The organism is Roseibium sp. MMSF_3247 (genome assembly GCF_030733765.1).
Lineage (GTDB): Bacteria > Pseudomonadota > Alphaproteobacteria > Rhizobiales > Stappiaceae > Roseibium.
The window spans coordinates 1-25,824 of record NZ_JASHII010000005.1 but is presented as its reverse complement, the minus strand read 5'-3'; the positions used below and the strand labels follow the sequence as shown (position 1 = coordinate 25,824).

The 25,824-nt window shown below is 56.8% G+C and carries 22 protein-coding genes; 10 read left to right on the top strand and 12 right to left on the bottom strand.

Annotated features, from left to right (window positions below; all coding sequences use genetic code 11):
- Positions 1 to 9 precede the first annotated feature (9 nt).
- The 3 genes from RBB44_RS16765 to RBB44_RS16755 are packed head-to-tail and all read left to right on the top strand — an operon-like array spanning position 10 to position 5,840.
- Positions 10 to 933: a DUF58 domain-containing protein gene (locus RBB44_RS16765; protein ID WP_306148799.1), complete on the top strand. Its 924-nt coding sequence runs from the start codon at positions 10 to 12 to the stop codon at positions 931 to 933.
- A 3-nt stretch (positions 934 to 936) separates the two neighbouring features.
- Positions 937 to 3,756, top strand: a complete 2,820-nt coding sequence (locus tag RBB44_RS16760) for a DUF4159 domain-containing protein (RefSeq protein ID WP_306148798.1) — start codon at positions 937 to 939, stop codon at positions 3,754 to 3,756.
- Positions 3,757 to 3,764: 8 nt separating this feature from the next.
- Complete coding sequence (locus RBB44_RS16755; RefSeq protein ID WP_306148797.1) at positions 3,765 to 5,840, top strand: hypothetical protein; 2,076 nt, start codon at positions 3,765 to 3,767, stop codon at positions 5,838 to 5,840.
- 99 nt (positions 5,841 to 5,939) lie between these two features.
- Here the strand turns inward: RBB44_RS16755 and RBB44_RS16750 are convergent, their stop codons facing one another.
- Positions 5,940 to 6,437, bottom strand: coding sequence for a GNAT family N-acetyltransferase (locus RBB44_RS16750; RefSeq protein WP_306148796.1), 498 nt, complete (start codon positions 6,435 to 6,437; stop codon positions 5,940 to 5,942).
- Positions 6,438 to 6,815: 378 nt separating this feature from the next.
- On the opposite strand from RBB44_RS16750, the gene RBB44_RS16745 reads away from it, so the two are divergent.
- The 3 genes from RBB44_RS16745 to RBB44_RS16735 all read left to right on the top strand — a co-directional run bounded on the left by RBB44_RS16745 (position 6,816) and on the right by RBB44_RS16735 (position 9,991).
- The gene (locus RBB44_RS16745; RefSeq protein WP_306148795.1) at positions 6,816 to 7,790 is read left to right on the top strand and encodes a glutathione S-transferase family protein; all 975 of its coding nucleotides are present in this window, start codon (positions 6,816 to 6,818) and stop codon (positions 7,788 to 7,790) included.
- Positions 7,791 to 8,380: 590 nt separating this feature from the next.
- The gene (locus tag RBB44_RS16740) at positions 8,381 to 9,307 is read left to right on the top strand and encodes a metallophosphoesterase (protein ID WP_306148794.1); all 927 of its coding nucleotides are present in this window, start codon (positions 8,381 to 8,383) and stop codon (positions 9,305 to 9,307) included.
- Between the two features lie 102 nt (positions 9,308 to 9,409).
- Entirely contained in the window at positions 9,410 to 9,991 is a 582-nt protein-coding gene (locus tag RBB44_RS16735) for a hypothetical protein (protein WP_306148793.1), read from the top strand.
- Positions 9,992 to 10,005: 14 nt separating this feature from the next.
- On the opposite strand, the gene RBB44_RS16730 is transcribed toward RBB44_RS16735, so the two are convergent.
- The gene (locus RBB44_RS16730; protein WP_008192007.1) at positions 10,006 to 10,587 is read right to left on the bottom strand and encodes a hypothetical protein; all 582 of its coding nucleotides are present in this window, start codon (positions 10,585 to 10,587) and stop codon (positions 10,006 to 10,008) included.
- 226 nt (positions 10,588 to 10,813) lie between these two features.
- On the opposite strand from RBB44_RS16730, the gene mtnA reads away from it, so the two are divergent.
- Positions 10,814 to 11,920 (top strand): S-methyl-5-thioribose-1-phosphate isomerase, encoded by a 1,107-nt coding sequence (gene mtnA / locus RBB44_RS16725; protein ID WP_306148792.1) that lies wholly within the window; start codon positions 10,814 to 10,816, stop codon positions 11,918 to 11,920.
- 21 nt (positions 11,921 to 11,941) lie between these two features.
- Here mtnA and RBB44_RS16720 read toward each other — a convergent pair whose 3' ends face one another.
- On the bottom strand, positions 11,942 to 12,556 hold the full coding sequence (locus RBB44_RS16720; RefSeq protein WP_306148791.1) for a GNAT family N-acetyltransferase: 615 nt from the start codon (positions 12,554 to 12,556) through the stop codon (positions 11,942 to 11,944).
- Between the two features lie 157 nt (positions 12,557 to 12,713).
- Here RBB44_RS16720 and RBB44_RS16715 point away from each other — a divergent pair, with 157 nt between their 5' ends.
- The gene (locus RBB44_RS16715) at positions 12,714 to 12,995 is read left to right on the top strand and encodes a hypothetical protein (protein WP_306148790.1); all 282 of its coding nucleotides are present in this window, start codon (positions 12,714 to 12,716) and stop codon (positions 12,993 to 12,995) included.
- Between the two features lie 121 nt (positions 12,996 to 13,116).
- Positions 13,117 to 13,398 carry a flagellar biosynthesis protein gene (locus tag RBB44_RS16710; protein ID WP_133945905.1) on the top strand — a complete coding sequence of 94 codons (282 nt, stop codon included), beginning with the start codon at positions 13,117 to 13,119 and terminating at the stop codon, positions 13,396 to 13,398.
- A 5-nt stretch (positions 13,399 to 13,403) separates the two neighbouring features.
- Here RBB44_RS16710 and flhA read toward each other — a convergent pair whose 3' ends face one another.
- From flhA to RBB44_RS16665, 9 genes are all read right to left on the bottom strand, one after another.
- Positions 13,404 to 15,581 carry a flagellar biosynthesis protein FlhA gene (flhA, locus tag RBB44_RS16705; RefSeq protein WP_209180940.1) on the bottom strand — a complete coding sequence of 726 codons (2,178 nt, stop codon included), beginning with the start codon at positions 15,579 to 15,581 and terminating at the stop codon, positions 13,404 to 13,406.
- Positions 15,582 to 15,647: 66 nt separating this feature from the next.
- A complete protein-coding gene (locus RBB44_RS16700; protein ID WP_306148789.1) occupies positions 15,648 to 17,000 on the bottom strand; it encodes a sigma-54 dependent transcriptional regulator in 1,353 nt (450 codons plus the stop codon).
- Positions 17,001 to 17,012: 12 nt separating this feature from the next.
- Positions 17,013 to 17,348 carry a flagellar motor switch protein FliN gene (fliN, locus tag RBB44_RS16695; protein WP_133945899.1) on the bottom strand — a complete coding sequence of 112 codons (336 nt, stop codon included), beginning with the start codon at positions 17,346 to 17,348 and terminating at the stop codon, positions 17,013 to 17,015.
- Positions 17,345 to 18,037, bottom strand: a complete 693-nt coding sequence (locus RBB44_RS16690) for a FliH/SctL family protein (protein WP_209002074.1) — start codon at positions 18,035 to 18,037, stop codon at positions 17,345 to 17,347. Before RBB44_RS16690 ends, fliN begins: the two co-directional genes overlap by 4 nt.
- Positions 18,038 to 18,075: 38 nt before the next feature.
- The gene (gene fliG, locus RBB44_RS16685) at positions 18,076 to 19,125 is read right to left on the bottom strand and encodes a flagellar motor switch protein FliG (RefSeq protein WP_209174422.1); all 1,050 of its coding nucleotides are present in this window, start codon (positions 19,123 to 19,125) and stop codon (positions 18,076 to 18,078) included.
- The gene (gene fliF / locus RBB44_RS16680; RefSeq protein WP_306148788.1) at positions 19,125 to 20,741 is read right to left on the bottom strand and encodes a flagellar basal-body MS-ring/collar protein FliF; all 1,617 of its coding nucleotides are present in this window, start codon (positions 20,739 to 20,741) and stop codon (positions 19,125 to 19,127) included. Before fliF ends, fliG begins: the two co-directional genes overlap by 1 nt.
- 313 nt (positions 20,742 to 21,054) lie before the next feature.
- Positions 21,055 to 21,330 carry a DUF1153 domain-containing protein gene (locus RBB44_RS16675; protein ID WP_008194991.1) on the bottom strand — a complete coding sequence of 92 codons (276 nt, stop codon included), beginning with the start codon at positions 21,328 to 21,330 and terminating at the stop codon, positions 21,055 to 21,057.
- Positions 21,331 to 21,642: 312 nt separating this feature from the next.
- Positions 21,643 to 22,329: a flagellar hook assembly protein FlgD gene (locus RBB44_RS16670; protein ID WP_306148787.1), complete on the bottom strand. Its 687-nt coding sequence runs from the start codon at positions 22,327 to 22,329 to the stop codon at positions 21,643 to 21,645.
- A 30-nt stretch (positions 22,330 to 22,359) separates the two neighbouring features.
- Complete coding sequence (locus RBB44_RS16665) at positions 22,360 to 24,501, bottom strand: flagellar hook-length control protein FliK (protein ID WP_306148786.1); 2,142 nt, start codon at positions 24,499 to 24,501, stop codon at positions 22,360 to 22,362.
- Positions 24,502 to 24,871: 370 nt separating this feature from the next.
- On the opposite strand from RBB44_RS16665, the gene mnmA reads away from it, so the two are divergent.
- The coding region (gene mnmA, locus RBB44_RS16660; RefSeq protein WP_306156137.1) for a tRNA 2-thiouridine(34) synthase MnmA at positions 24,872 to 25,824 on the top strand (953 nt) is incomplete at its 3' end.

Below are 25,824 nucleotides of genomic sequence, written 5' to 3'. Positions count from 1 at the left end.
CCCGACATCATGGCATCATCAACGGAGAGTGTGAAACTGGACCAGGAAAACTGGCCGAACATCATCGGCGATGCCCGGTCTGTCGCCGACGCGCTCCCTGACCTTCTTGTTGAGGCAAGCCATGTTGCAAGTTCCATCATTGCAGGATGGCATGGCCGGCGGAGAGCCGGACCCGGCGAAAGTTTCTGGCAATTCCGTCCCTTCAATATGGGAGAGCCAGCCAAACGCATCGACTGGCGCCGGTCTGCCCGGGATGACCATCTCTATGTCCGTGAACGGGAGTGGGAAGCAGCGCACACTGTTTGGCTTTGGGCCGATCTCTCCTCGTCCATGGAGTTTCAATCCCGGCTGTCTCAGGTGACCAAGCGGGATCGGGCACTGATCCTGATGCTGGCATTGGCGGATATGCTCGCAGAAACTGGTGAGCGCATTGGTTTGACCGGTGTGACACGTCCATTTTCAGATCGCAGAGCCGCTGAACGGCTTGCGGATGCGTTGACACACTTGTCTAAACCGGTCGCCTTGCCTGACCCAACTTCGGTCAAGCGTTTTGCAGATGTTGTTCTGGTCTCCGATTTCCTGGATCCGCTTCAAGATATTGCTGCCTGGATCGCCCAAGTCGCCGGGACCGGCGCTCGCGGACATATCGTGCAGGTTCTGGACCCGATCGAAGAGACCTTTCCATTCGACGGCCGTGTTGAATTCAACGACCCGGAAGCTGGCATCCGATTAACTGCAGGCCGCGCCGAAACATGGCGGGAGGAATACCACAAACGGCTTGAAGCACATCGCGCTGAAATCCGAGACATGGCACGCCGCGCGGGGTGGACATACGTCCTGCATCACACAGACCATTCAGCCGCCGAGCCATTGCTGGTCCTCCATAGCGCGCTTTCTGGCAACCTCGATACAATGCCGCGGGGGGGCGCCTGATCCGTGTTTGCCAGCTTACCACTGACTTTTACCGCGCCGTGGGTTTTGACTGCACTGGCTCTGCTTCCCGTGATTTGGTGGTTGTTGCGCTTGACGCCCCCACGGCCGCAACAGATCGCGTTTCCGCCCACCCGGCTATTGCTGGACATTGATGAGCACGACGAAACACCGCAGCGCAGCCCATGGTGGCTGACCCTGCTGCGGTTGCTCTTGGCGGCAATCCTGATTTTTGCGCTTGCCGGGCCAGTCTGGCGCGCGCAGGAACCAGTTGCAAGCCGGGACGGCGTCATGTGGCTCCTGATCGACAACGGCTGGACCTCAGCGACCTCTTGGCAGGATCAGGTTCGAACCGCTGAGAACATTTTGACCGAGGCAGAGCAAAACGGACAGCCGGTGATGTTTGCCGCCACCGCGGAAGGTCCGAACCAAAGCTTTGCTCCCGAAAGCCCGGCGGCAGCACTTGAAACTCTGCGTGCGCTCGAACCCCGCCCCTACCCGCCTCTACGCAGTGAACTGGGCATTGGCCTCAGAAAGGCCGCGCAGGATACACCTCCAGGTGCGGTCGTATGGCTTTCAGATGGTGCCGCCACCAATGATGCGTTTCTGGAAACTCTGGCGTCCCTGACAGAAGGCGTCCCGGTGACCGTGTTGACCGGACTTCAAACACCGCTTGGACTCAAGGGTCTAGCCAACGACACCGAAGCGCTGAGCGTCGATGTGGTCCGTCACCCTGAGAACACGACATCGGTTGTCAATGTGCGGGCTCTCGATCTGAAAGGCCTGGTGCTTGCGGAATCGACGGCGACGTTTGCCAGCGGTGATGTTGAGACCGAAGCCCGGTTCGAGCTCCCAAGCGAACTCCGAAACGATATCGCCCGAGTCGAAATCGCCGGAGAACAGGCGGCCGGAGCCGTGCAACTTGTAGACGACAGCTGGCGCCGGCGGACCGTCGGGCTGATCTCTGGACAATCCGGAGACCTTGATCAGCCGCTTCTCTCACCTCTCTATTATCTAGAAAGGGCGCTCGCTCCGTTTTCCGACATCCGCCGGCCGCGGGACAGCGATATTGCAGCGGCAGTGCCATCACTGATCGACCAGGGAATTTCAGTGCTGATCCTTGCGGATGTTGGGAGGCTGCCAGACACCACGGCGATCGAACTTGGCGAGTGGGTCCAAAGCGGCGGGACTCTTGTCCGGTTTGCTGGCCCCAGAACGGCAGGCGGCACGGACGAGCTGATCCCTGTCCGCCTCAGATCTGGAGACCGGTCGCTCGGCGGATCACTCTCCTGGAAACAACCTCAGCATTTGGCGCCCTTTCCGGATGCCTCTCCCTTTTCTGGTTTGAAGGTCCCTGCTGAGGTGACGGTGAACCGACAGGTTCTCGCAGAACCAACATCGGACCTGCCGAAACGCACCTGGGCAATGCTGGAAGACGGCACACCGTTGGTCACCGCAGCGCAATCTGGCGACGGAAGTATTGTTTTGTTCCATGTAACTGCGGATTCCTCCTGGTCAAATCTTCCTCTCTCCGGCGTTTTCCTGAACATGTTGCGGCGCATTTTGTCAGTCTCCAATGTGGCTCAAGCGTCAGAGACAGCCGAGGACGGCCAACCGGCCCGCAGCGTTCTGCCGCCTCTGCGGTTACTCGACGGCTATGGCCGCTTCGGTGCGCCCCCTGTCGATGTCACACCGGTGAGCGCAGCGAATTTCCGGGAAGCCGCTGCCAGCCGCCGCACCCCGCCGGGTCTTTATGGCAGCGAAGATGGTTTCCGGGCCCTCAATCTGATGCGCGCTGAGAATACACTGCAACCCCTCAACATCGAGGCGCTAGGACCTGACGCGGAAACAGCGCCTTATCCCGCGACGGATCCACTGGACTTGAGAGCGATATTCTTCACTTTGGCCTTTTTGCTGATCATTGCGGACGCCATTGCCGTGTTTGTTCTTGCGGGCGGCCTGAACCGTCTGCGCCTGAAGACCCGAATGGCAAGTGTCATCGGTGCAGCAGCGTTGGCAACAGCACTCCTCAGCACGGCTGGTGTTCCAGATGCATATGCGCAGTCTTCGTCTGATGACTTGAGAGCATTGGAATCCACCCTCGAAACCCGTTTGGCCTATGTTCTGACAGGTGTCCCAGAGGTTGATGATGCAAGTGCCGCCGGTCTTGCCGGCCTGACGCAGTTTTTGTCAGAACGCACCGCGCTGGAACCCGGCGCTCCAGTCGCTATCGACATTGCGCGTGACGAGCTGGCCTTCTACTCGCTGCTTTACTGGCCGATAGATCCCTCAGCTGACAAACCGAGTGACCAGACGATCGCCCGGATCGACACGTTCATGCGCAACGGCGGTACGATCCTGTTTGACACACGGGATCATATCAACGCGTCGACAACCGGTTTCGGATCGACACCAGCAACTCTGAAACTGCGTGAGATCCTTGAGGATCTCGACGTTCCTCCATTGGAACCTGTCCCGCCGGATCACGTGCTCACGAAGGCTTTCTATCTGCTCGACACATTCCCGGGCCGTTATTCCACCAGCCCGTTGTGGGTGGAAAGCCTTGATGAAGCGACTGCCCGCGGTGATCGCCCGGTTCGGGCGGGAGATGGCGTTTCTCCGCTGATGATTACGGGGAATGATTTCGCATCGGCTTGGGCGATCACGCCGACGGGCGAGTTCATGTTCCCGACAGTGCCAAACAACCCGATCCAGCGGGACTATGCCTTCCGTTCGGGCGTTAATATCGTGATGTACAGCCTCACTGGAAACTACAAGGCTGACCAGGTCCATATTCCGGCGCTGCTGGAACGGCTCGGGCAATAGGAGGTTTGATGGACTGGTCTATTTCATTCGACCCGCTCGTTCCGCAATGGGTGCTGATATCCGCCGGCGCGATTGCTATCGTGGTTGCGGTCCTTCTCGGCATCATTAATTTGCGTGGTTGGGTGCTGCGGGCCCTGGCGATGGCGTTGCTCGTGCTTGCGCTCGCCAACCCTGCCGTAGAACGCGAAGACAGAGAACCCTTGTCCAGCGTCGTGGCGCTTGTGGTCGATAAGAGCCAAAGCCAACGGCTTGCGGACCGAGAAGAAACAACAACTGCCGCGGCTGAGGAAATTCAGTCACGCATTGCAGAGCTGGAGGGGTTTGACCTCCGGCTGCTCGAAGCCCGAAACTCAGGATCCGGAGACGGGACGGAAGTCTTCCAGACCCTCGCAAACGGGCTTGCCGATGTTCCGCCTGAAAGGGTTGGTGGTGCAATCATCATCACCGACGGACAGATCCACGATATCCCGGAAAACGCAGAAGCGCTCGGCTTCGATGCCCCTGTTCACGGACTCATCACTGGGACTGCGGATGAACGCGACCGCCGGATCGTTCTGGATACGGCTCCGCGCTTTGGCCTTGTCGGTTCTGAACAGACCATCAGCCTCACTGTTGTCGATCAAGGATTGGGAACCGGCCCCGGAGATCAGGTGAACCTGACAATCAAACGGGACGGTGATGTCGTAACCCTGCGCACCGCGCGGACCGGGGAGAAGATCGACATCCCGGTAGAGATCGCCCATGGCGGCGACAACATCTTCGAAATCGAGGCAGAGGCCCTGCCCGGCGAACTGACGACGTTGAACAATCGGGCTGTCGTCACCGTGGACGGCATCCGCGAGAACCTGAGGGTGCTGCTCGTGTCCGGTTCTCCGCATGCTGGAGAACGCACCTGGCGGAACCTTCTGAAATCCGATGCATCCGTTGATCTCGTTCATTTCACCATTTTGCGCCCGCCTGAAAAGCAGGACGGCACACCGATCAACCAGCTGTCTCTGATCGCTTTTCCGACCCGGGAGCTGTTTTCGGTCAAGATCGATGAGTTCGATCTGATCATCTTCGACCGCTATGTCCGGCGCGGTGTGTTGCCGATGCTCTATTTCGACAACATCACGCGGTACGTGCGCGACGGCGGCGCCGTCCTGTTGGCTGGCGGACCTGATTACGCAGAAGGCGGCAGTCTTTACAGAACGCCGCTTGCCCCCATTCTTCCGGCCCGTCCAACCGGAGCCATTTTGGAAGAGCCTTTTTACGCGACCCTTGCCAACCTCGGCGAGCGGCATCCTGTGACCCGGGGCTTGCCGGGCGCCGAACAAGATCCTCCAGGGTGGAGCCGCTGGTTTCGGGTGGTTGATACCGAGTTGGACGGCGGCCAGACATTGATGTCCGGTCCAAGCGAAACGCCGCTTCTGGTTCTGAACCGGGAAGGCGAAGGCCGCGTTGCTATGTTGCTCTCAGATCATGTTTGGCTGTGGGCGCGCGGTTTTGAGGGCGGCGGCCCGCATGTCCCACTGCTGAGGCGCCTTGCCCATTGGCTGATGCAGGAACCGGATCTCGAAGAAGAAGCACTCAATGTATCTTTGCGCGGCCCTGAACTGATTGTCGAACGGCAAACACTCGGGGAAACGGTCAATGAGGTGACCGTCGTTTCGCCCACAGGCGACAGCGTTGACCTCACCATGACAGAACAAGAGCCTGGGCTGTGGCGCGGCTCCTCCCCCGTGACGGAAACTGGCCTCTTCTCCGTCACAGATGGTGAGATGAATGCCCTTATTCACGTTGGTCCGCAAAACCCGAGGGAGTACACCAACGTTCTCTCTGATACCGAAGTGCTGTCACCCGTGACCGATGCGACAGGCGGAGCTGTCCAACGGCTAAGGGATGTCGGCGGTGATATAGATCTCCCGCGCGTCATCTCCATGCGCCAGTCGGCAAGTTACGAAGGCAACGGCTGGATCGGCCTCAAACAAACCGAAGCCAGCCTGTTGAATGGTGTCGACCGGTTCCCGCTCCTCATCGGACTGCTTGGTCTCGCCATCCTTCTGGGCGCCGTCTCGGCAACCTGGTACCGGGAAGGCCGCTAGAGCGTTTCTGAGCAAATCGACACAGGTTTCCCGGCCGGGAATGCGTCAACAATTACTGCTTTGAGCACGTTGAGAGATGATGCTTATTCGCGACGTGCTCTATGCAGCCTTGCCCTGAACTGCGCCGGTCGGCGGCGCCCCATCCTGCAAGCGTGCAATCAAGAGCCTTTGCGGGTCGACCGGGCCAGGTAAGGTAATGCTGCCGAAAGGCACCTGTTCAAAGCCAAACGGGCTGTAATAAGGCGCATCCCCAACCAGCAACACGTATTCGTCTCCGGCCGCCTTTGCAGCCTCAAGGGCTGTCCACATCAGCGCCTTGCCTAAACCGCGGTTCTTGAAATCCGGAGAGACCGTCAATGGCCCTAACAACAACGCGTCGGTCTCACCGATCGTGATGGGGCTCAAACGGACAGACCCTGCAATCCTGGATCCGGACAGGCCGACAAAGGCAAGATCTTGCCTGTGGGGGACGTTCTCACGGACCCTGAAAGCGGTTCGTGCAAACCGGCCAGGCCCGAAAGCTTCTGCTTGCAGGTCTTCAATTGCGGTGTCGTCGGTGGCGTCTTCGAGACGAATGACCCAAGAGGTCTGTTTCATGGGATTAGTTCCAGCTGGCAAAATTTGGCGATTGCGCGCCTGCCGGTATCCCTGTTTGTCGGAGTTATCGGGAATAGGTCAGCCGCAACGGTGCAGACGAGAGTTTCCTCGTCGGCTGGTTCGTCGTCGGAGCATGTGACCTGTGCTCATCAATCCCGAAGGTCCTTACGCGCTGCGCAGGTGGAATCTGCGTGCGGTTTCAAACAGAAGCTAGCGCGTACCACGCATGGCTCCTGCCGGTCCAGAACTTTTTGACGGGATAGACCACGTTTTTGCGAGCATCCAATTGTTCACCAGACAGGGACAGTCCATTCAGTTGATTGAAATTTGCCATCACGGCACAACCTAAATCGAAGAACAAACTCCAAGGAGACCGATATGGGAACGCTCGTCGACGGCGTGTGGCACGATCAGTGGTATGACACCAAATCAACAGGCGGGCGGTTCGTGCGCAAGGACGCCGCATTCCGGAATTTCATCACGAAAGACGGGAGCCCAGGCCCAACGGGCGACGGCGGTTTCAAGGCCGAAGCCAACCGGTATCATTTGTTTGTCTCCTATGCCTGCCCATGGGCGCACCGGACCTTGATCTTCCGGACCCTGAAAGGCCTGAACGACTACATTTCCGTTTCCGCCGTCCAGCCGCTCATGCTGGAAAACGGTTGGGAGTTTGGGGAAGCAGAGCCGCTCACCGGCGCGAACTACGCGTGGCAGGTCTACGTCAAGGCAGATCCGACCTATTCAGGCCGGGCCACAGTGCCGATCCTTTGGGACAAGCAGCAAAAGACAATTGTCAGCAACGAGTCGGCGGAAATCATTCGGATGTTCAACACCGAATTCGATCACCTGACCGGTTCAACGATCGACTATTATCCGCAAGCCCTGCGCGCTGAGGTCGACGCGGTCAATGAGCGCATCTATCACACCGTGAACAACGGCGTTTACAAGTCCGGCTTTGCCACTACACAAGAGGCATACGAGGAAGCAGTTACAGCGCTTTTCGAAACGCTGGACGATCTCGAGGCCCGCCTCTCAAAGCAACGCTATCTTGCAGGTGAGGTCTTGACTGAAGCCGATTGGCGCCTGTTTACAACGCTTGTGCGCTTTGACCCGGTTTACGTGACGCATTTCAAGTGCAACATCCGCCGGATTGCCGATTACCCCAACCTCTTCAATTACTTGCGAGAACTCTATCAGCATCCAGGCGTTGCCGAGACGGTCGATATGGCGACCATCAAACAGCACTATTTCGGCTCGCACGAAACGATCAACCCGCACCGGATTGTACCGGTTGGGCCGGATCTCAATTTCCTGGCACCGCATGACAGGGACCGGTTCAAGGCGGCAGCTTAACTGAAGATCAGCTCAACGAACATTTACTGAAAAATTGGCAGGACGACGCGCAACAACCGTCGTCCTGCCTTTGTCTGCATTTTGCAAGCCTTTGGGAACGCTTCATTAACCCATGCAATCCTTGCAGGGCAGCCCCGAAGGAATAACGCTCCTCCTTTGTGCACCGCACGCCTATATAAGAGGCAGATTGATGACGATTAGGGCAGCCGATTGCCCACCCCGACAACTCAAAGGACAGCGTTATGTTCAAGACACTTTTTCAGAAGCGTCGCCGGAACTACCAGTGGAAACCGGCTATCGACACCAGCAATCCGCGGATCGCTGCATCTCTGACCACGTTCCCGACCAACTGATCAAGCAGTTGTCGGCCAAGTTGGATTCTGTGCCATGTTTGGATTTGTGCATGTAGTCGGAGCCAGCCTCTGCGAAGGTACCCGGACCGGTCAGACCCAGGGCTCAGCCCCTCGGCAGACAAAAACACAAACAAAATCTGCGAAGTAAACTCCTCCCAACGACATTTCGCAGACTATCCGCTTGGCGCCGCTCATTTTTTCTTGACGCGGCGCTTTTTGCTTTGATGATGCGCCTCCATGTTCAGGCTTGCGCATCTCTCCGATCCCCATTTGGGTCCCCTTCCGGACCCCAAGCTCCTTCAATTGTTTTCCAAGCGTTTGCTCGGTTATCTGAACTGGCAGCGCAACCGCTCCAAAATCATGGGCGGCAATCACCTTGAACAGTTGGTCGAGGACATGAAGGCGCAAGCGCCGGACCACATCGCGGTGACCGGTGACCTCGTCAACATCGCGCTCCCCCTTGAAATTAGCGGTGCCCGAGCATGGCTGGACGAATTGGGTCCGCCTGACCAGGTCTCCGTGGTTCCGGGCAATCACGATGCCTATGTCCGCGGTGCCGTCAAAAAAGCCCGAACCGCATGGTGGCCTTTTATGCGCGGCGATGGCGAAGACGATGTTCCTTCTGAAAAAGTCGGCTCAGAGGCAACGTTTCCTTATGTGCGCAAGCGCGGCGATGTCGCAATCATTGGCGTCACCACTGGCCGGGCAACGGCGCCTTGGTTTGCCTCCGGGCGCGTTGGAACAAAACAAAGCCGCCGCTTGCGGGCAATTTTGGAGGAACTTGCGGAAGAAAAGCTGTTTCGTGTCGTTCTCATTCACCACCCGCCATTCAAGAACGCAACGAAATGGCACAAACGCCTCTCCGATGCCTCCCGGCTGCGCACCGTCGTCAAGCGTGCCGGGGCCGAACTAATCCTGCACGGCCATACGCATATCGACAGTTTTGAAAGTATCGAGGGGCCGGACGGCCCCGTGCCGGTCATTGGCGTGCCGTCAGCGACCAGCGCCCCGGGCGGTCACAAACCGGCTGCCCGCTACAATTTATTCTCGATTGCCAGGCAAACTGACGGCTGGACATGCCAGATGGAAGAGCATGGATTTGAAGAAACCGGCGGACCTGTAAAACCACTTTCGCAACGGGACATTGCTGTACCCTCAACTTAGAAACACAACCTGCGTAAGCTCGCTGGCTAAAACTTCAAAAAATACTTAACCAACATATGCAACTCTAGATTTAGACAAACATGATAAAAACTAGGATTTAAGGTGAATTTCAGTTTCAGGACATTGTTGATTATCTGCCCGGTAGCCCTCGTCGTTGCAAGCGTTGGCTACAGCCACCTATCATCGCTTAGCCTGTTTGGGAGCCGGGAAGAAAAATATGACGAACGAATAATAGATCAATTCTCCGGCATCGAACCAAAGAGTGTTACAACCACTTATGTACCGGGCAATGCAGGCTTCCGTTTAACGGACACAAATTACCTCGAGGGATTGAATGGTAAGCCGCTCGACAAAATCTCATTTATCCTTGGGTCGTTGGCAAACGGTTTTCTCGCAGGCGATACAGCTGCAATCGAAATCAGGAAAATACTTCAAGAACCAACCAAGCTGGAGGAACAAACCTTCGAACACACAAATGATATCGAAACAATAATAAATTATTCTTGCGATTCAAAAGCGTTTCGCAAGAGGGTCCCGGAGAGCATCATCGACGAGATCGCTCAATTCATTGATTCGGCTGGATACAGATCAGCAATGACTTCTGAACACATGACAATGATGAAACGCTTGACGAAGTTAAATTTGTTCTCCGAACAATGCCTCGAAAAGTTTCAGTATCACTAGTCTTAAGCCATGTGTCACAGAGGATTGGCAAACCAAGCAAAGCCAATCAGACCGACAATGCCAAGCGCAAGACCGATCCCAAAAGCGCCGGCGACAGGCAGCCAAGGTGTATGGCTCTCTTTCACACGGACAACTTTGGATTCCATCGCAACTTGGCGCAAACGGTTGTTCAGCCAGTCACCTTCAAGGGCCTTCTCGCGCTCAAGAACGCGTTCCGCGATATACTCGGTTAGGCAATCAGCCATGTCGTCGATATTGGCCGTCTCCAGAATAACGACCCGGCCAAGGCGCGTGTCTTTCAGGAAACGGTATGTGCGCCTGTCCCCGGCAACAGCCACATGGCTGGTCGCATCAATCCATAGACGCGGTGTCGAGCCGGAGATGATCTGCAAGGAAAACTGATCGTCATCTTCCGGGATTTCCCGGAAAACGTCCTTCAACTCATCCGCAAGCATGTCGAGCCGGGCACGTTCAGTGTCTTGCAGCTCAACAACCACATCGGAGCGTTCTACTTCGCCCAGCTGCACCTTGCGGATGGCATCGCGCAATGATCGCATGCGCGTGTGCGGAACCACATTGTCCTGCATTTCAGCCATTGAGTACCAGCTCCGTTTTCTCGTCGGGTCCACCAAGTCTTAATTGAGTCTTAACCGGGTGTGGCCGCGACGCCATTCCTCTTTGCCGGGTATCCACTGCCAATCGCGCAAAGATGGTTAACAAAGATTAAGCGATTTTCAACCCTGAGACCAGCGAAGGCTGGCTGGTTTGCGCCATCATGTTGCGTTATTCAAAGAGAAATCCGGTTTTTTGGGAGGCGCCGCCATGAATGTCGACGGAGAGAAGTACCGGACGATCTGGCTCGCAGATGACGGTGTCACGGTCGAGATTATCGACCAAACCAAGTTTCCATTTACCTTTGAGACCGTTCAACTGCGCACGATGGCCCAAGCGGCACATGCGATTCGCGTCATGCAAGTACGCGGTGCGCCGCTCATTGGCGCAACAGCTGCATATGGCGTGGCACTCGCAATGCACGAAGATCCGTCAGACGTGTCCCTGCTGGCGGCTTGTACCGTGCTTCTGGAAACACGCCCAACTGCAGTCAATCTGAACTGGGCGCTGGAGAGGTGCCGGAGATCCCTAATCAAGGTTCCTCCTGAAAACAGGGCAGAAGCCGCCTACGCTCTGGCAAATGAGATTTGCGATGAGGATATCGCGATCAATCTCTCAATCGGTATGCACGGCATGGAGTTGATCGCGGCTCTCGGCAAAACCAAACGGCCTGGTGAGCCGATCAACATTTTAACGCACTGCAATGCCGGATGGCTTGCGACGGTCGATTGGGGGACCGCAACAGCACCCATCTACATGGCCCATGACGGCGGTATTCCGGTTCATGTCTGGGTGGATGAAACCCGGCCGAGGAACCAGGGGGCCTTCTTGACGGCCTGGGAACTCGGACATCACGGGGTGCCTCACACGGTCATTGCGGACAATGCCGGAGGCCATCTGATGCAACATGGAGAGGTCGACATTGTCATCACCGGTACAGACCGGACAACAGCCACCGGTGATGTCTGCAACAAGATCGGCACATACTTGAAGGCGCTGGCAGCCAAGGACAACAATGTGCCGTTTTACGTTGCGCTCCCCTCGCCCACCATCGACTTTTCCCTATCCGATGGCGTGCGCGATATTCCGATTGAGGAACGTAATGGGGATGAAGTCAGCTGGATTACGGGCCGCACGGCCACCGGCGCGCTGGAGACCGTCCAAATAGTTGCGGAGGGCTCCGAAGTGGGCAATCCGGCCTTCGACGTAACCCCCGCCCATCTCGTGACCGGCCTGATCACCGAACGCGGTGTTCTGGACGCAAACCGACAGGCGATCGCCCATGCGTTTCCGGAGCGGGTCAAAAAGAGTGCTTGATCGAAGATGCAGCGACCAGTTCTAGCCCATCAGGCAAGGAACATGCGGCGCGGTTTTACTGGCATACAATCCAAGTCCACGCGGATCATCCGCCACTTCGATGGCCCGTTTGTAGGGCTTAAAACCACAGGACTGATAAAACTTCAGCGCTTGGGGACTGTCCGCCGTACAAGTGTGCAACCACAAACGTTTTGTTTCAGGCCGCGACCAAGCCATCTCTACCGCTTGCGCCATCAGCCACCGGCCAACACCTCCACCAATGACGCTTGGCACCAAGCCAAAGTAGGCGAGCTCGACATTCTCCGGGTCGGCGTAATTCAGCTCCAATGTGCCAACCGCCTTACCGGCGCGCAGCGGAAGGAAGTTTTCGCGAGCGGGTTCCGACAAAAGGGTCTCCAATTCGGCGTCCGGCTTAATCAATCGTCCAAACCAGATCCATTCCTCTCCGACTTCCCGAAACAACGCCTTGTACTCGGAAGCCGATGGAGACGACCAAGCCTCCAAGGCAATATCAGAGCGCTGCGGAGCAAGCGCTTCTGAGGGCCTTTCGGTCATTTCCAAATAGGTGACAACAACGGCAATTTTTGTGTCCGGCACTTCCGTATAACCGTCGAGGTTCAAAATCGGATTTGGCATAAAAACTCCAATGAGCAACACTTTTCAAAGTGCATGTATCAGCTGATTAACCGTAAGCCAAGAATCGCTCGATACCTCCGGTTTTGCATCATACACCAGCGCAATCCGTTAACTGTTCTGAGCGCATTGCACCTTTGACGAAACATTGGAGGCCGCAATGCCGGTCACTGGATCAAAGTTTAAAAACAACTTCTTCCGCACACGAGATTCCCGCAAAAAAGCCTGGGCGAGGAACGACCAAATCTGGAATCTGCGGCGGTCAAGAGCTATTCAAAAAAGCCAACACATCGGCACCCAACTGGTGAACTCGGTGTTGCGGATCAATCAGGCATCGAACGAACTGCAAGCGCTCCACTTGATGAAAGTCCGTCTTTATAATCCCGATGGCGGCTACAACACTCCGTCCGCCATCGCAACCCGCATCAACATGCAGGTTTGACGACCGCTGATACGACAAGGACGAATTCAGTCTCAGAGACTTTGTGTGCAATACGCATGTTGATTAACACGCTGTTAACCATGTTTTGTGAAGATCGATGCGTATCCAGGAGAGATGCGCAATGCCCAAGGTCGGAAATTACATCCAGCGTGACTATCATAAACGTTTCAGCTCCAAGCGTACGGCTCGCTGGAAAAGCTACAACGAGGGTTGGTCACAAAAGCGCTCAAATTCCCTCCAGAAATCGCAGGCATTGAGAACGCAGCTCACAACTTCTATTACGAACATCACAATCGCCTCGGGAACGCAGCAGGCCCGGTTTTTCCTCCAAAACGCCTCTGCACCACAATCAACCTATGCCAGCCCGACTGCCGTGGCCGCACGGGTCAATGTTCTCATTTGATGGTTTCAGATTGAACCAATCGTCTTCAGTTTGATCCGAGGATGGACTTCGCCCTGGCTCATGACCGTTGTATGCGCCCGGAAGCGTTCCACAATGGAGCGAACGAACGGCCGGGTTTGCGGCGAGGTCAACAGAACAGGAACCTCACCCTGCTGGGCCGCTTCCTCAAAGGCGTCGCGTACCACCCCAACAAATTCCTGAAGCTTACTCGGCTGCATCGCGAGTTGGCGGTCGTCCCCCTCACCGATGATGGCCTCCAAGAAAGCCTGTTCCCATTGTGGCGACATGGCAATGAGCGGAAGGTACCCACCGGCTGCAAGATTAGCTGCACAAATCTGCCGGCCGAGCCGCGTGCGGACATGCTCTGCAATCGTGTCCGTGTTGCGGGTCATGCCCGTTGCTTCCGAAACGCCTTCCAGGATCGTGCCGAGATCGCGCACGGATATCCGCTCGTTTAGCAGGGCCTGCAACACGCGTTGAACGCCGGACACGGTGATTTGGGATGGGATCAGGTCTTCGACCAGTTTGGCCTGCTCGCCCTTGAGTTCTTTCAGGAGTTTCTGAACATCACCATAGGTCAGCAATTCGCTGATATTGTTCTTGATGGTCTCTGTCAGATGCGTCGACAAGACGGTCGCCGGGTCCACAACGGTGTAACCGCGCAAGGAGGCGTCTTCGCGGTACTGCGCCTCGACCCAGGTCGCAGGCAGTCCAAAGGTCGGTTCTGTGGTGTGCGTGCCCGGCAATTTGACCTGCCCGCCCGCCGGGTCCATGACCATGAAGTGGTTTGGATAGAGAATGCCGCGCCCGGCCTCAACTTCCTTCACCTTGATCACATAGTCATTTGCGCCGAGTTGAATATTGTCGAGGATGCGGACCGGCGGCATGATCACGCCCATGTCGCCCGCAATCTGGCGCCGCAAGGCCTTGATTTGCTCGGTCAGGACATCAGAATCGCCGTTGGCCTTGCCATTGATCAGCGGCAGCAGTGCATAGCCAAGCTCGATCCGCAGTTCATCCATCTTAAGCGCATCTGTGATTGGCGGCTCCGGTGGCGGCTGCGGCGCTTCTTCGATGGCCTTGACCACGGCGGCCTTGGCCGCTTCCTTCTTCTTGTTCGCCCCGACCTGATAAGCGAGATATGCGGCTCCCGCAGCAAGGCCCAGGAATGGGATCATCGGCATGCCAGGCAACAGGGCAAGCACCACCATGACGGCCGCCGACATGCCCAGCGCCTTGGGGTAGCCTGTAAACTGGCTTGTGAGCGCCTTGTCAGCGGCTCCATGAACCCCAGCTTTGGAAACAAGCAGGCCGGCAGCCGTAGACACGATCAATGCCGGAATCTGGGAAACGAGACCGTCACCAATGGTCAGAAGCGTGTAGTTGTTGGCAGCTTCCGAGAAGGTCAGCTCCATCTGCGCGACACCGATGAAAATGCCGCCCAGAATGTTAATAAATGTGATCAGAAGGCCCGCAATTGCGTCTCCGCGGACGAACTTCGAAGCACCGTCCATCGCCCCGAAGAACGAACTTTCATCTTCCAGAGCCTTGCGGCGAGCTTTGGCCTCCGATTCATCAATAAGCCCGGCAGACAGATCAGCGTCGATCGCCATCTGCTTACCCGGCATCGCGTCCAATGTGAAACGGGCTGCGACTTCCGCGATACGGCCCGAACCCTTGGTGATGACGACGAAGTTCACGATCACAAGGATCGCGAAAACGATAATCCCGATGACGAAATTGCCGCCCATCACCAGATTGCCGAACGACTGGATGACATTTCCCGCAGCAGCCGTGCCCTCATGGCCGTTTGCCAGGATCAGCCGGGTCGAGGCTATGTTGAGACCAAGCCGCAACATGGTCGCGATCAGAAGAACCGTTGGGAATGACGAAAACTCAAGCGGCTTTTGAATGAAGAGTCCTGTCATCAAGACGAGGACGGAGAAAATGATCGACACCGCCAGGAACATGTCCAGCATGACCGGTGGCATCGGGAGGATCAGCAGCGTCAGGATCACCAAAATACCGGTCGCAAGGCCGACATCGCCCTTGCGCAGCGTATCAATGATTTCATGAACGCTCGGAAAACCCGAAACGGCAGCGCCGGATGGCGCTCCGGAAGCACCCTCCTGCCCGGTGTTTGGTCCGGTTGGACCGCCACCACCTGCTGCTGTGTCTGACATTTACGACTTAGATCCCATTCCAAACTGACGCGAATTCAGTTGCTTATATGTCAACCTGCTACTTGATTAGCCCCTTGCCTCGCCCGGGCTCGGCACTTGAACGCCCTCATCCGTGTACTGATTCAGCTTGTTGCGAAGTGTCCGGATGGAGATCCCAAGGATTTTTGCCGCGTGCGTCCGGTTCCCGAGACAGTGGTCGAGCGTGTCCAGGATCAGATCCCGCTCCACGTCGGCAACTGTCCGGCCAACGAAATTCCGGGTGACAGCCTCAGCAGTTTGCGCCGCCCGTTCTGCAGGTCCCCGCGCAGCGCTTAACGGTGTACCGTCCGGCATGCGAATGGCTTCAACACCGATCTCAGCGCCGCTTGCCAGAAGAATGGCGCGGTGCATCGTGTTTTCCAATTCACGAACGTTGCCCTGCCATTGATTGGACATCAGAGCCTGCCGCGCTTCCAGAGAAAGCTGGCGGATCGGCACGCCATTGGCTTCCGAATAGTGGGCAATGAAGAACTGCGCCAGCTCCATGATATCGGCTGGGCGTTCGCGCAAGGGCGGCAGTTTCAGATTGACGACATTCAGGCGGAAGAGCAGATCTTCCCGGAAGCTTCCAGACCGCACACTCTCGGCAAGATCGCGGTTCGATGTCGCCAGAATGCGAATGTTCACGGGTACAGGCCGTGTGCCGCCAACCCGGTCGATGACACGTTCCTGGATCGCCCGCAGTAATTTTGCCTGCAGCCGGACATCCATTTCCGAAATTTCGTCCAGAAGCAGTGTGCCACCATCGGCTTCCTCGAACTTGCCGATCCGGCGGGCAACTGCGCCGGTGAAAGCCCCCTTCTCGTGTCCGAACAATTCGGATTCAAGAAGATGTTCTGGAATGGCTGCGCAATTGATCGAGATGAATGGCTTTGACGCGCGGTTTGAGCATTTGTGCACGTGACGGGCGATCACTTCTTTACCGGTCCCCGATTCCCCCGTGATCAGGACGGACGCCTCGGACGGTGCTACCTGTTCTGCAAGTTTCACAACGGATGCCATAGCGTCGTCGCGGTAAATCAGATCGCCACGATCCTGGGCAACGGCAGCAAGAACGGCTGCGATCAACTCCGGGTCCGGAGGCAGCGGGATGTATTCCTTCGCCCCGGCACGAATTGCGGAAACGGCAGCTTGTGCATCTGTTTCGACACCGCAAGCAACCACAGGCACATGAACCCGTTCCGCCTGCAGCTTGGCGATCAGACCTTCGATATCGAGGTGAACTTCAACCATCAAAAGATCGGCGCCACGGCCGGACCGCAGGACTTTCAGTGCTCCTTCGACGTCATCGGCGTGCGTGACCTGAGCTCCACGCTGCATGGCGATCTTCGACGCTGCAGTGAGCTGGCCGCCCAGAGTTCCGACAATCAGCAGACGCATACGATCCCTCTTCTATCGATCGGTCTTGATGATTTCCGTCATGGTCACACCGAGTTTGTCCTCAACGAGAACAACCTCTCCACGTGCCACTAGGCGATCATTTACATAAATATCAATGGCTTCCCCGACTTTGCGGTCGAGTTCCAACACCGTACCTGACGCGAGTTTCAGCAGGTCCGACACATGCATTTTCGAGTGCCCCAGGACCGCCGAGATCCTAACCGGAACGTCGAATACCGCTTCAAGATCGGCTGCCGACTGAGGATTATGGATCTCCTCAGCCTCTCCAACCCGGTCCGGCGCTTCCAATTCATCCAGAGGGATGTTTGTGTCTTGTTCGTCACTCATGCCTCAGTGTCTTTCTCAGATGCTCCATCGGCCTTCGGAGCCGGTTTCGGAGTGCGCCCTGCTTTCAAATACGCGCGGATGCTGCCATCAATTTCAGCTTCAAGAGCTTTGCGGTCCCGCCGAATTCCGCCATCCGCCCACTCGATGTGGCAATCGCCTCTGGCAATCTCCGGCTCGCCAAGAATGACCAGGCGCCCCTCGAAACCCTTTTCATGAATGATGGGGTCGACCTTGGCCTTAAGCGCTTCCACGTCCCGCTCAGCCACACGAATGACGAGATGGGGTGCCCGCCGCAAAGGGCCCAAACACTCTGACACCAAAGCAACGGTTTCTGCCAGTGGCTGCCGGGCAATCAGATGTGCGCAGAGGCGTCTAGCCACAAGAAATGCAAGGCCGACAGCATCCTTCTCCTGATTGGCAACGGAATCGTCGATGGTTTCCAGTACCCGGCCCACGGCGGCCACCAGGTGCCCAACCTCTTCCGTTAACAAGGTTTCTTGTTTGGTCTGCAAGTCCTTGAGCGCCTGAACCCGGCCTTCTTCAAATGCCTGCGCCTTGGCTTTTTTGAGCTGGGCCTGGTGGTCGGCGACCGGCATCATCGGAATTTCCGGTTTCGGCGGCTCAACAACTTCGGGCTCTTCGGGCTCGGCGAAGTCAGTGTTGAACAGAAATTTAGACGGGTTCGTCATCGTGCCCAATCTCGTATATGTCCCAGCCTCGTGCCGCATTAGTAGATGATCTCTTCATCGCCCTTGGATTTCGAGATCATAATCTCACCCTTGGCAGCCAAATCCTTGGCTTGATTGACCATTCCAGTTTGCGCATCGTCTACATCGCGCAAGCGGACCGGTCCCAAGGCCTCCATATCGTCCTGCAACAGCTTCGCGGCACGCGAAGACATATTGCCAAAGAAGAATTCGCGTGCTGCGTCCGTAGAGCCCTTCAGGGCGATCGCAAGCTGATCTTTCTCTACATGCCGCAACAAAGTCTGAGCACTTGCCGCGTCCAGCTTCAGCAGATCATCGAAGGTGAACATCAAGGTCTTGATGCGATCTGCCGCTTCACGGTTGTCCTCTTCCAAAGCTGCCAGGAAACGGGCTTCGGTTTGACGGTCGAAGTTGTTGAAGATGTCAGCCATCATTTCATGGCTGTCCCGGCGCGAGGTGTTGGTCAGGTTGGACATGAATTCCACCCGCAACGTTTGCTCGACCTTCTCCAGAACTTCCTTCTGAACCGCGTCCATGCGCAGCATCCGGCTGACAACTTCGAGCGCCAACTCCTCAGGCAGGATGCCTAGGACGCGCGCCGCGTGATCGGAATTGATTTTCGACAGGACCACCGCAACGGTCTGCGGGTACTCGTTCTTCAGGTAGTTCGCCAGAACGTTTTCCTGAACGTTGGAGAGCTTCTCCCACATATTCCGGCCTGCAGGACCACGGATCTCCTCCATGATGACAGAGACTTTGTCGCCTGGCAGGAAGGTCGCTAGCAGCCGCTCAGTGGCATCCACGTTTCCGGTCAACGCGCCTTTCGAGCTGATGCGGCGCACGAAATCCTTGAAGAGATCCTCAAGCATGTTCGGAGTGACAGGTCCAAGGTTCGCCATGGCAGCGGACACTTGCCGAACCTCGATCTCGTCCAGTTTATCCCAGATGGGTGCACCGTGAGATTCACCGAGAGCCAGCAGCAAAACCGCCGCCCGCTCTGCGCCCTTTAGTTCGCGCTCTTCCTCATCAACGCTGACTGTAAGGTGTTGTTGTAGCTGATCGCTTGCCATTACGCCGCCTGCTCATCTAGCCAACCACGGACAATGTTCACGGCCTCGGTTGGATGATCAGAGATCATTTCGCCAACCTTCGCGATCGAACTGGCCTGCAGTGCACCTTCTTGTTTTGCCTGCTCCAACCATTCGATCACGAATTCATCTTCTTCCTCTTCCTCCTTCGGCACTTCGCTGTCAGCGACCAACGTACCATCTGGGCCGATCACCAACTCCTGCGGTTGCCGCTCTTCCGGTGTCACGATACGGCGCAGAAGCGGACGGACGACGAAGAGGAGGAGCAGAATTGCGATCAGGAACAGGACACCGAGCTCTGCAAACCGCATGATATCAGAGCGCGTAAACTCAAAGAGACCATCTGCTTCAGCAATGTCGAGTTCCGGCGGCAGGGCGAATTGAAGATTGATCACTTCAACAACGTCGCCACGCGCTTCATCGAACCCCACAGCTGAACGCACAAGCACAGCAATCCGGTCGAGAGCTTCCTGCGAGCGCGGTGTGTAGACGGAATTGCCATCTCCATCAGTCTCGTAGGTGCCGTCCACAAGCACTGCGACCGAAAGACGTGTGATACGGCCAGCTTCAACGACTTCCGTGCGTGTGGATCTGGAGATCTCGTAATTGACAATCTCCTCGGTTAGCGAAGACGTATCTTGCTCTTCAGCCTCGTTGTTCTGATTTGCGTCGGCATTTGGAAGCTCGTTTCCAACCGTGACCTGCCCATCTTGACGCGTGCTGGACGTAGCTTCTTCCTTCGTCTGGGTCGAGCGGACGACCTGCCCTTCTGGATCAAAGGTCTCTGTCGTCTCTGTCAGACGATTAAAATCGATATCAGCGTTGACGCGCACCCGGGCACGGCCTGGCCCGACAACGGAATTCAGTATTTCCTCGACCTGATTGCGCAGGCGGCTTTCGATGGCAGTTGAACGCTCCTGCAGCCGGGCAGATACCATGCCCTCGTCATCGCTGCTTGCGCCCGACGCCAACAAGCGGCCGGATTCATCGACAATTGACACTTTATCCGGGTCCAGCCCGTCAACAGCCGTCGCCACGAGGTGCTGAACCGCACGGATTTCTCCGGGCCCCAGTCCCCCACGCACGTTCAAAACGATTGAAGCAGACGGCGGGCGCCGGTCACGCTGGAACAGCTGGCGCTCAGGGATCACGAGATGAACACGCGCGGAGCGGATCCGGTCGAGGGAGCTGATCGTGCGCGACAGCTCGCCTTCCATTGCACGGAGGTGATTGATGTTCTGAACGAAGCTGGTCGCGCCGAGCGTGTCGGAGCGGTCGAAAATCTCGTACCCGATGGAACCACCTGTCGGGAGGCCTTCAGCGGCGAGTTGCATCCGCAAACGCGCGACTTGCTCCTGCGGCACCATGATGGACGCGCCTTCGCGGGCCAACTTGAACTGCACCCCCTGGCTTTCAAGCTGGGAGACGATCGCTGCGGAGTCTTCAAGCGTCAGCTCGTTGTAGAGCGTCGTCATCTGCGGCGCAGTCACCCGGAAGATGATAAACGCAAAGACACCGACCAGGATCGCTGCAACGGCCCCCATCGCCGCTATCCGCGCTGGTCCCAGTGTTTTTATGAATTCAATAAGTCCGTTCACGAATGCCCGCCCGCATCTTTCGCCTGCCACTTGCCCTTATCGGCAGAGTCGGCAAATCACGCCATGCCTCTGATGGGCAAAATTTGCCGCCCGGAAGGTTAACAAGAAGTTAACAAAACATTATCAATGCGGGTGAGTTGGCTGTTTTCTGCGAAATTCGCTAAGGCATTTTGCAACTGAAGTGGGGAAAAACTGCCCACCTCATTAACCTTTGGATAAGTTTACCGAAAAAGCGCGCAACAAAAAAGGCCGGCTAAGCCGACCTCGTCGCACCGCCCCCACGCGGTCGTTAATATCTTTGGCTGTCAGGCCATCAATTCCGGTATTGCTGGATCCGCGTTGCGCGTAGCCCTGCCAATCCATGTTTTTCGATCGAGCTCTGCCAAGACAGGAACTCTTCCACTGTCAGGGTATACCTCTGACAGGCTTCCTCGAGGGATAATAGGCCGCCCCGCACTGCTGCTACCACTTCCGCCTTCCGCCGGATAACCCAGCGCTTGGTAGAGGTAGGTGGAAGATCCGCAATCGTGAGCGGGCTCCCATCCGGGCCGATGACATATTTTACACGCGAACGAATTTGTTCGGTCATTGTACTCTCACACTAACCATGACCAAGGTTGAGTTTGAGACTACACAATGACGCTTAACAAACGACTAAAGCAATATTTGACTTTTATTAACTATAATATCTGGAATCTGTGAATGATATTTAGGGATTGATGAATTCATTACTTCAAAAACAAGTGAAACTTATTAGGTTCTGTTAACCATAAGCCTGCCGCCATGCAATTTGCAATGCAATGCGCTGAAATCCGCTCAAGATGCAAAAATGAAGGGCGCCAGCTTTCACTGGCGCCCTGCAAAACCACTAATTTCAGGCAAATTACTTAGCCAACGAGATTTAGATAGACCGTACGGACTTCACCGCGCTCACCGGAACTGAGAGCTCCCCAATCCTTAGGAACGGAACGGCTCCGCTAAAATCCACTTCATCAACGACACCCGAGACCTCGATGGATGCGGGCTCGGCATTCCCGGCGCTGTCACTTACATCCAGCTGGATCGTGTAGGCGCCCTTGGATGCCGTGCCTCCCAAGTCAGTGGCCCCATCCCATGTGTAAGTGCCACCGCCCGCCTTGAGCTCAATTTCCCCGGAATAGACCGTCTGCCCTGCATCATTCAGGATCTCGACGGTCCCGGTCGCATCCTCCAGGACATCGTATTTCCAGTTCGCCTGACCGTTATCGAACATTGCCGTTCCGCCAGCGGCCGTCACTTCGGTGCCGATGTAATTCACGTAGGCAGATGACTGATTGCTGGAAAGCAAACTGATCATCTCTTCGAGGTTCTTGTTCGTTTGAATAGACTGCTCGACATTCGAATACTGAACCAGCTGGTTGGTGTATTCGGCAGAATCGAGCGGATCCAAGGGATCCTGATTCTGGATTTGCGTGGTCAGCATGCTGAGAAACAATTCGTAGTTCGCCGACAAGCCCGCTTCACTAGCCTGTGTGCTGGATTGGCTCGACGATTGTGTCGCGCCGCTTGTGCTGGTGGTGTTGCTTGTACTCGGTGAAAAAAAGGTCATCACACTCTCCTCAGGCACTCTAGGTGCCCATTAAATCCTTACATCCAGACCGCCGCGCTGCTCTGCCAGCGTCATCCTGAGAAGTTGTCCATCCATGGTCTCATCCGCAGAGGCATCTCCGCCGCTATCCGCATCGGTATTGGCTGTGCCGGATTGCCCGTTTTGCTGTCCCTGCTCATCCTGGGATGCAAACTGTTGTCCCGGCCCTTGTTTCAGCGAAAACTGCAGATCATTTGAATTGGTGTTCAGCCCGGCCGCCTCGAGCGCGCGCTCCAAACCGCGCTGATCCCGCAGGAACATGTCGAGCGTTTCAGGACGCTCAACAATCAGATGCGCCTGAACACTGCCATCCGCTGCAACCTTCATGTTGACATCAACTCTCCCGAGCTCGGGAGGATCAAACCGCATCTGAAACCGGGTCTGCGCGTTTTTCAGGTTCCGTGCCATCTCAACTGCGACCTGAGAGGCCAATTGAGAGCTTTGTGCCTGATTTGGCGTCTGCAAGGCTTCGGTGCGGGCAGCTCCCTGCATCTCACCACCGCGCACGGTCGCGGTGAAATCAAGGTCCGCACCCAGATCTGTTTCAAAAGCCGATGCAGGGAGAACTTCATCCGCGATTATTTCATTTGAGAGAGCAGCTGCAGGGATAGCACTCTGCTGACCAGCTCCGCCGCTACTCTGCATGGCCACCATCTGCGGTTGGCCGCTGCTCAGTCCCTGCATCTGCGGTGTTGCGGAATTCACCGAAGGCGCCTTCGCCCCTGCGAACAACACCTCTCCAGCTGGTCTGCGCTCCAAACGCACAGGTTCAGCGTCCACATCAACAGCAAGGTCATCAACACCCAGATCCGCACCACCCTGCTCTGCTATTGCTGGCTGCGGGATGGTGGAGTTCGTCGGCCGGTTTGAAACGGCAACTGGCGTCACAGGAGGCTGTGCGCTTGCTGCCGGAGCCGGTTGCGCTTGAGGCAACGACGGTGTCACCGGCGCAGGCCTTGCAACCTCAGGCGCAGCTGGTTGACGGACACTTGCCTCTTCCTGCGTCACAGACACCTCTGCGGTCTGCGGAACCAAAACAGGCTGATTATTGACTGCAGAAGAAATCCCTGGCTGTGCATTGATTTGTGCACCGGCTTGTGCAGACGTGTTCAGAGGCTTTGCAACAGGCTCCTTGGACCCGGCGGCCTGCGCTGCTGCTTGAGCCCTCGCCGCTTTTTGAAGCGGATCGAGAACTTCGTCCGAAGCCTCAGCCTGAGCAACCGGTACGTTTTGCGGTGCCGTTTGAACCATGACGGACTGCGAGCGCAACTCCGGCGGCAAACTTACCTGCCATCGCCGCTGCTTTGGCTCAATGATCGGCGCATCATTTGTCCGGCTGAGACCGTCCTCAGCGGCAGATGATGGTGATAGCGGCTTTGCTGGATCGGCAACCTTAACCACCGTTGCTGCCGCTTTTCCCTCCTGCCCAGCCACATCACCGGCAGCAGTTTCAACCTGCTGAGCGATGATCGGCTGACGATTTACCGGAGACGGGAGATCAGAGACATCCTGTGAAGAGCTGGCAGGGGCCGCCTCGGACACCCCGGCTGCAGGTGGCGCACCAGCGGCGCCTTGTCCAGCAGAAGCTAATGCGGACGCAAAACCAGGCTTGCTGGCAGCACCTGCCTTCGCAGCAACTGCCTCGCCCCGAATATCACCACCTCGGCTTCCTGCAGCAGCTGCATCGCCGTCACCGGCGGGACGAACGAGCGGAAGGCCCGCCTCTTCAGCCAATCCGCCATCTTCAGCAGCAGGAACAGGTCCAGCACCATTAACGACAGGGGCTTCACCAGCAGCAGCCTGCCAAATCTCCCCCAAGCTTCCAGGAACGGCAGCACCGGGGTCATCGGCCAGGACGGCACCGGCCTCCAGCGCCTCGTCACCCGCTGCAGCTTCTGCGCTCACAACGGCGTCGCCAGCAAGCTCTGCCGCATCGGCCTTCGGCGCATCCAGGTTCGGTGCTGACTGACCGCTTGAGACAGCGCCGCCTTCTTGCGCAACACTGTCAGGCGCCAATGCCTGCAGGGTCTCCTGAAGATCATCCGAAAACTGCCGAAACCCGTTCTCGGCTTCCCCCATGGGCCCGGCAACACTCGCACCGCCACGATTGGCAGGCGAAGAAGCGGCAGTCATATCGGTCATCAATCCAAAAGGCAGCACAAGAGCACCTCAATAAAATTTGCCCGCAATTGGGCAGACAGAGTCATAGAATAAGAAAGCAAACCGCGGGCCAGTTTCAAAAATCCAGTCAAGGCATTGAATCTCAAAATATTTTAACCCTGCCAACCTGACACCAACCAGCCATAACGCGGCAAGCTTTGCCGCTCCGGCAATGCATGCCGGGTGCGCACGGCTCGCAATTGGCAAGCAGCGCCCTTATCTGTATAGTGCGCCCCAGTTGGAAATGGCCCGAGGAAACGAGCGTTTCCGGGGTGACCGGACACAGCGCTTACTGAACGCCTGTGACCGGCAGGGCCCGAACTTTCTGAAAGTGCTTTTGAACATGTTGAACAGTCTGGATCTTCCCGGCCGCCCCGAAGACACGCGCGTGGTCGTTGCCATGTCCGGCGGCGTGGACAGTTCCGTCGTTGCCGCGCTGATGCACGCCGAAGGTTATGATGTTATTGGTGTGACCTTGCAGCTCTATGACCATGGCGCCGCCGTCGCCAAGGCAAAGGCATGCTGTGCGGGCGTCGACATCCATGACGCACGCCGGGCCGCCGAAAAGATCGGCATCCCGCACTACGTGCTCGACTATGAAAGCCGCTTCAAGGAACAGGTTATGGACCGGTTTGCCGACAGTTATATCGCCGGCGAAACCCCCATTCCCTGCGTCTCCTGCAACCAGACCGTCAAGTTCACCGACCTTTTGAAAACGGCAAAGGATCTTGGCGCGGACGCCTTGGCCACCGGCCACTATGTTCGCTCGGCAGCCCAGGGCAACAAGCGTGCGCTCTTCCGCCCCACGGACCTTGACCGGGATCAGAGCTACTTCCTGTTTGCCACAACGCAGGAACAGCTGGATTTCGTCCGCTTTCCGCTCGGCGGCATGCCGAAGTCTCAAGTCCGTGCCCTTGCCGAAGAGTTCGGGTTGTCGGTTGCCAACAAGCCTGACAGCCAGGACATCTGCTTCGTGCCGAACGGAGACTATGCCGCGGTGATCCGAAAGCTGCGGCCAAACGCTGCCGAACCTGGCGAGATTGTCCATATGGACGGCCGGGTCCTGGGTGAACACAACGGCATCATCCACTTCACGATCGGCCAGCGCCGAGGCATTGGTGTGGCCACGGGCGAGCCGCTTTACGTGGTGCGCCTTGATGCGGACGAACGCCGCGTGATCGTGGGCCCGCGTGAGGCTTTGGCAACACACACGATCCTGCTGCGCGAAATGAACTGGATCGGCGATCAGCCGCTCGATGAAGGGGATGAGATCGAGGTCTTTGCCAAAGTCCGCTC

Coding starts and splice junctions, on each gene's coding strand:
- RBB44_RS16765 (WP_306148799.1), top strand. CDS start 10: ATGGCATCATCAACGGAGAGTGTGAAACTGGACCAGGAAAACTGGCCG.
- RBB44_RS16755 (WP_306148797.1), top strand. CDS start 3,765: ATGGACTGGTCTATTTCATTCGACCCGCTCGTTCCGCAATGGGTGCTG.
- RBB44_RS16750 (WP_306148796.1), bottom strand. CDS start 6,437: ATGAAACAGACCTCTTGGGTCATTCGTCTCGAAGACGCCACCGACGAC.
- RBB44_RS16745 (WP_306148795.1), top strand. CDS start 6,816: ATGGGAACGCTCGTCGACGGCGTGTGGCACGATCAGTGGTATGACACC.
- RBB44_RS16740 (WP_306148794.1), top strand. CDS start 8,381: ATGTTCAGGCTTGCGCATCTCTCCGATCCCCATTTGGGTCCCCTTCCG.
- RBB44_RS16730 (WP_008192007.1), bottom strand. CDS start 10,587: ATGGCTGAAATGCAGGACAATGTGGTTCCGCACACGCGCATGCGATCA.
- mtnA (WP_306148792.1), top strand. CDS start 10,814: ATGAATGTCGACGGAGAGAAGTACCGGACGATCTGGCTCGCAGATGAC.
- RBB44_RS16720 (WP_306148791.1), bottom strand. CDS start 12,556: ATGCCAAATCCGATTTTGAACCTCGACGGTTATACGGAAGTGCCGGAC.
- RBB44_RS16715 (WP_306148790.1), top strand. CDS start 12,714: ATGCCGGTCACTGGATCAAAGTTTAAAAACAACTTCTTCCGCACACGA.
- RBB44_RS16710 (WP_133945905.1), top strand. CDS start 13,117: ATGCCCAAGGTCGGAAATTACATCCAGCGTGACTATCATAAACGTTTC.
- flhA (WP_209180940.1), bottom strand. CDS start 15,581: ATGTCAGACACAGCAGCAGGTGGTGGCGGTCCAACCGGACCAAACACC.
- RBB44_RS16700 (WP_306148789.1), bottom strand. CDS start 17,000: ATGCGTCTGCTGATTGTCGGAACTCTGGGCGGCCAGCTCACTGCAGCG.
- fliN (WP_133945899.1), bottom strand. CDS start 17,348: ATGAGTGACGAACAAGACACAAACATCCCTCTGGATGAATTGGAAGCG.
- RBB44_RS16690 (WP_209002074.1), bottom strand. CDS start 18,037: ATGACGAACCCGTCTAAATTTCTGTTCAACACTGACTTCGCCGAGCCC.
- fliG (WP_209174422.1), bottom strand. CDS start 19,125: ATGGCAAGCGATCAGCTACAACAACACCTTACAGTCAGCGTTGATGAG.
- RBB44_RS16675 (WP_008194991.1), bottom strand. CDS start 21,330: ATGACCGAACAAATTCGTTCGCGTGTAAAATATGTCATCGGCCCGGAT.
- RBB44_RS16670 (WP_306148787.1), bottom strand. CDS start 22,329: ATGACCTTTTTTTCACCGAGTACAAGCAACACCACCAGCACAAGCGGC.
- RBB44_RS16665 (WP_306148786.1), bottom strand. CDS start 24,501: ATGACTGCCGCTTCTTCGCCTGCCAATCGTGGCGGTGCGAGTGTTGCC.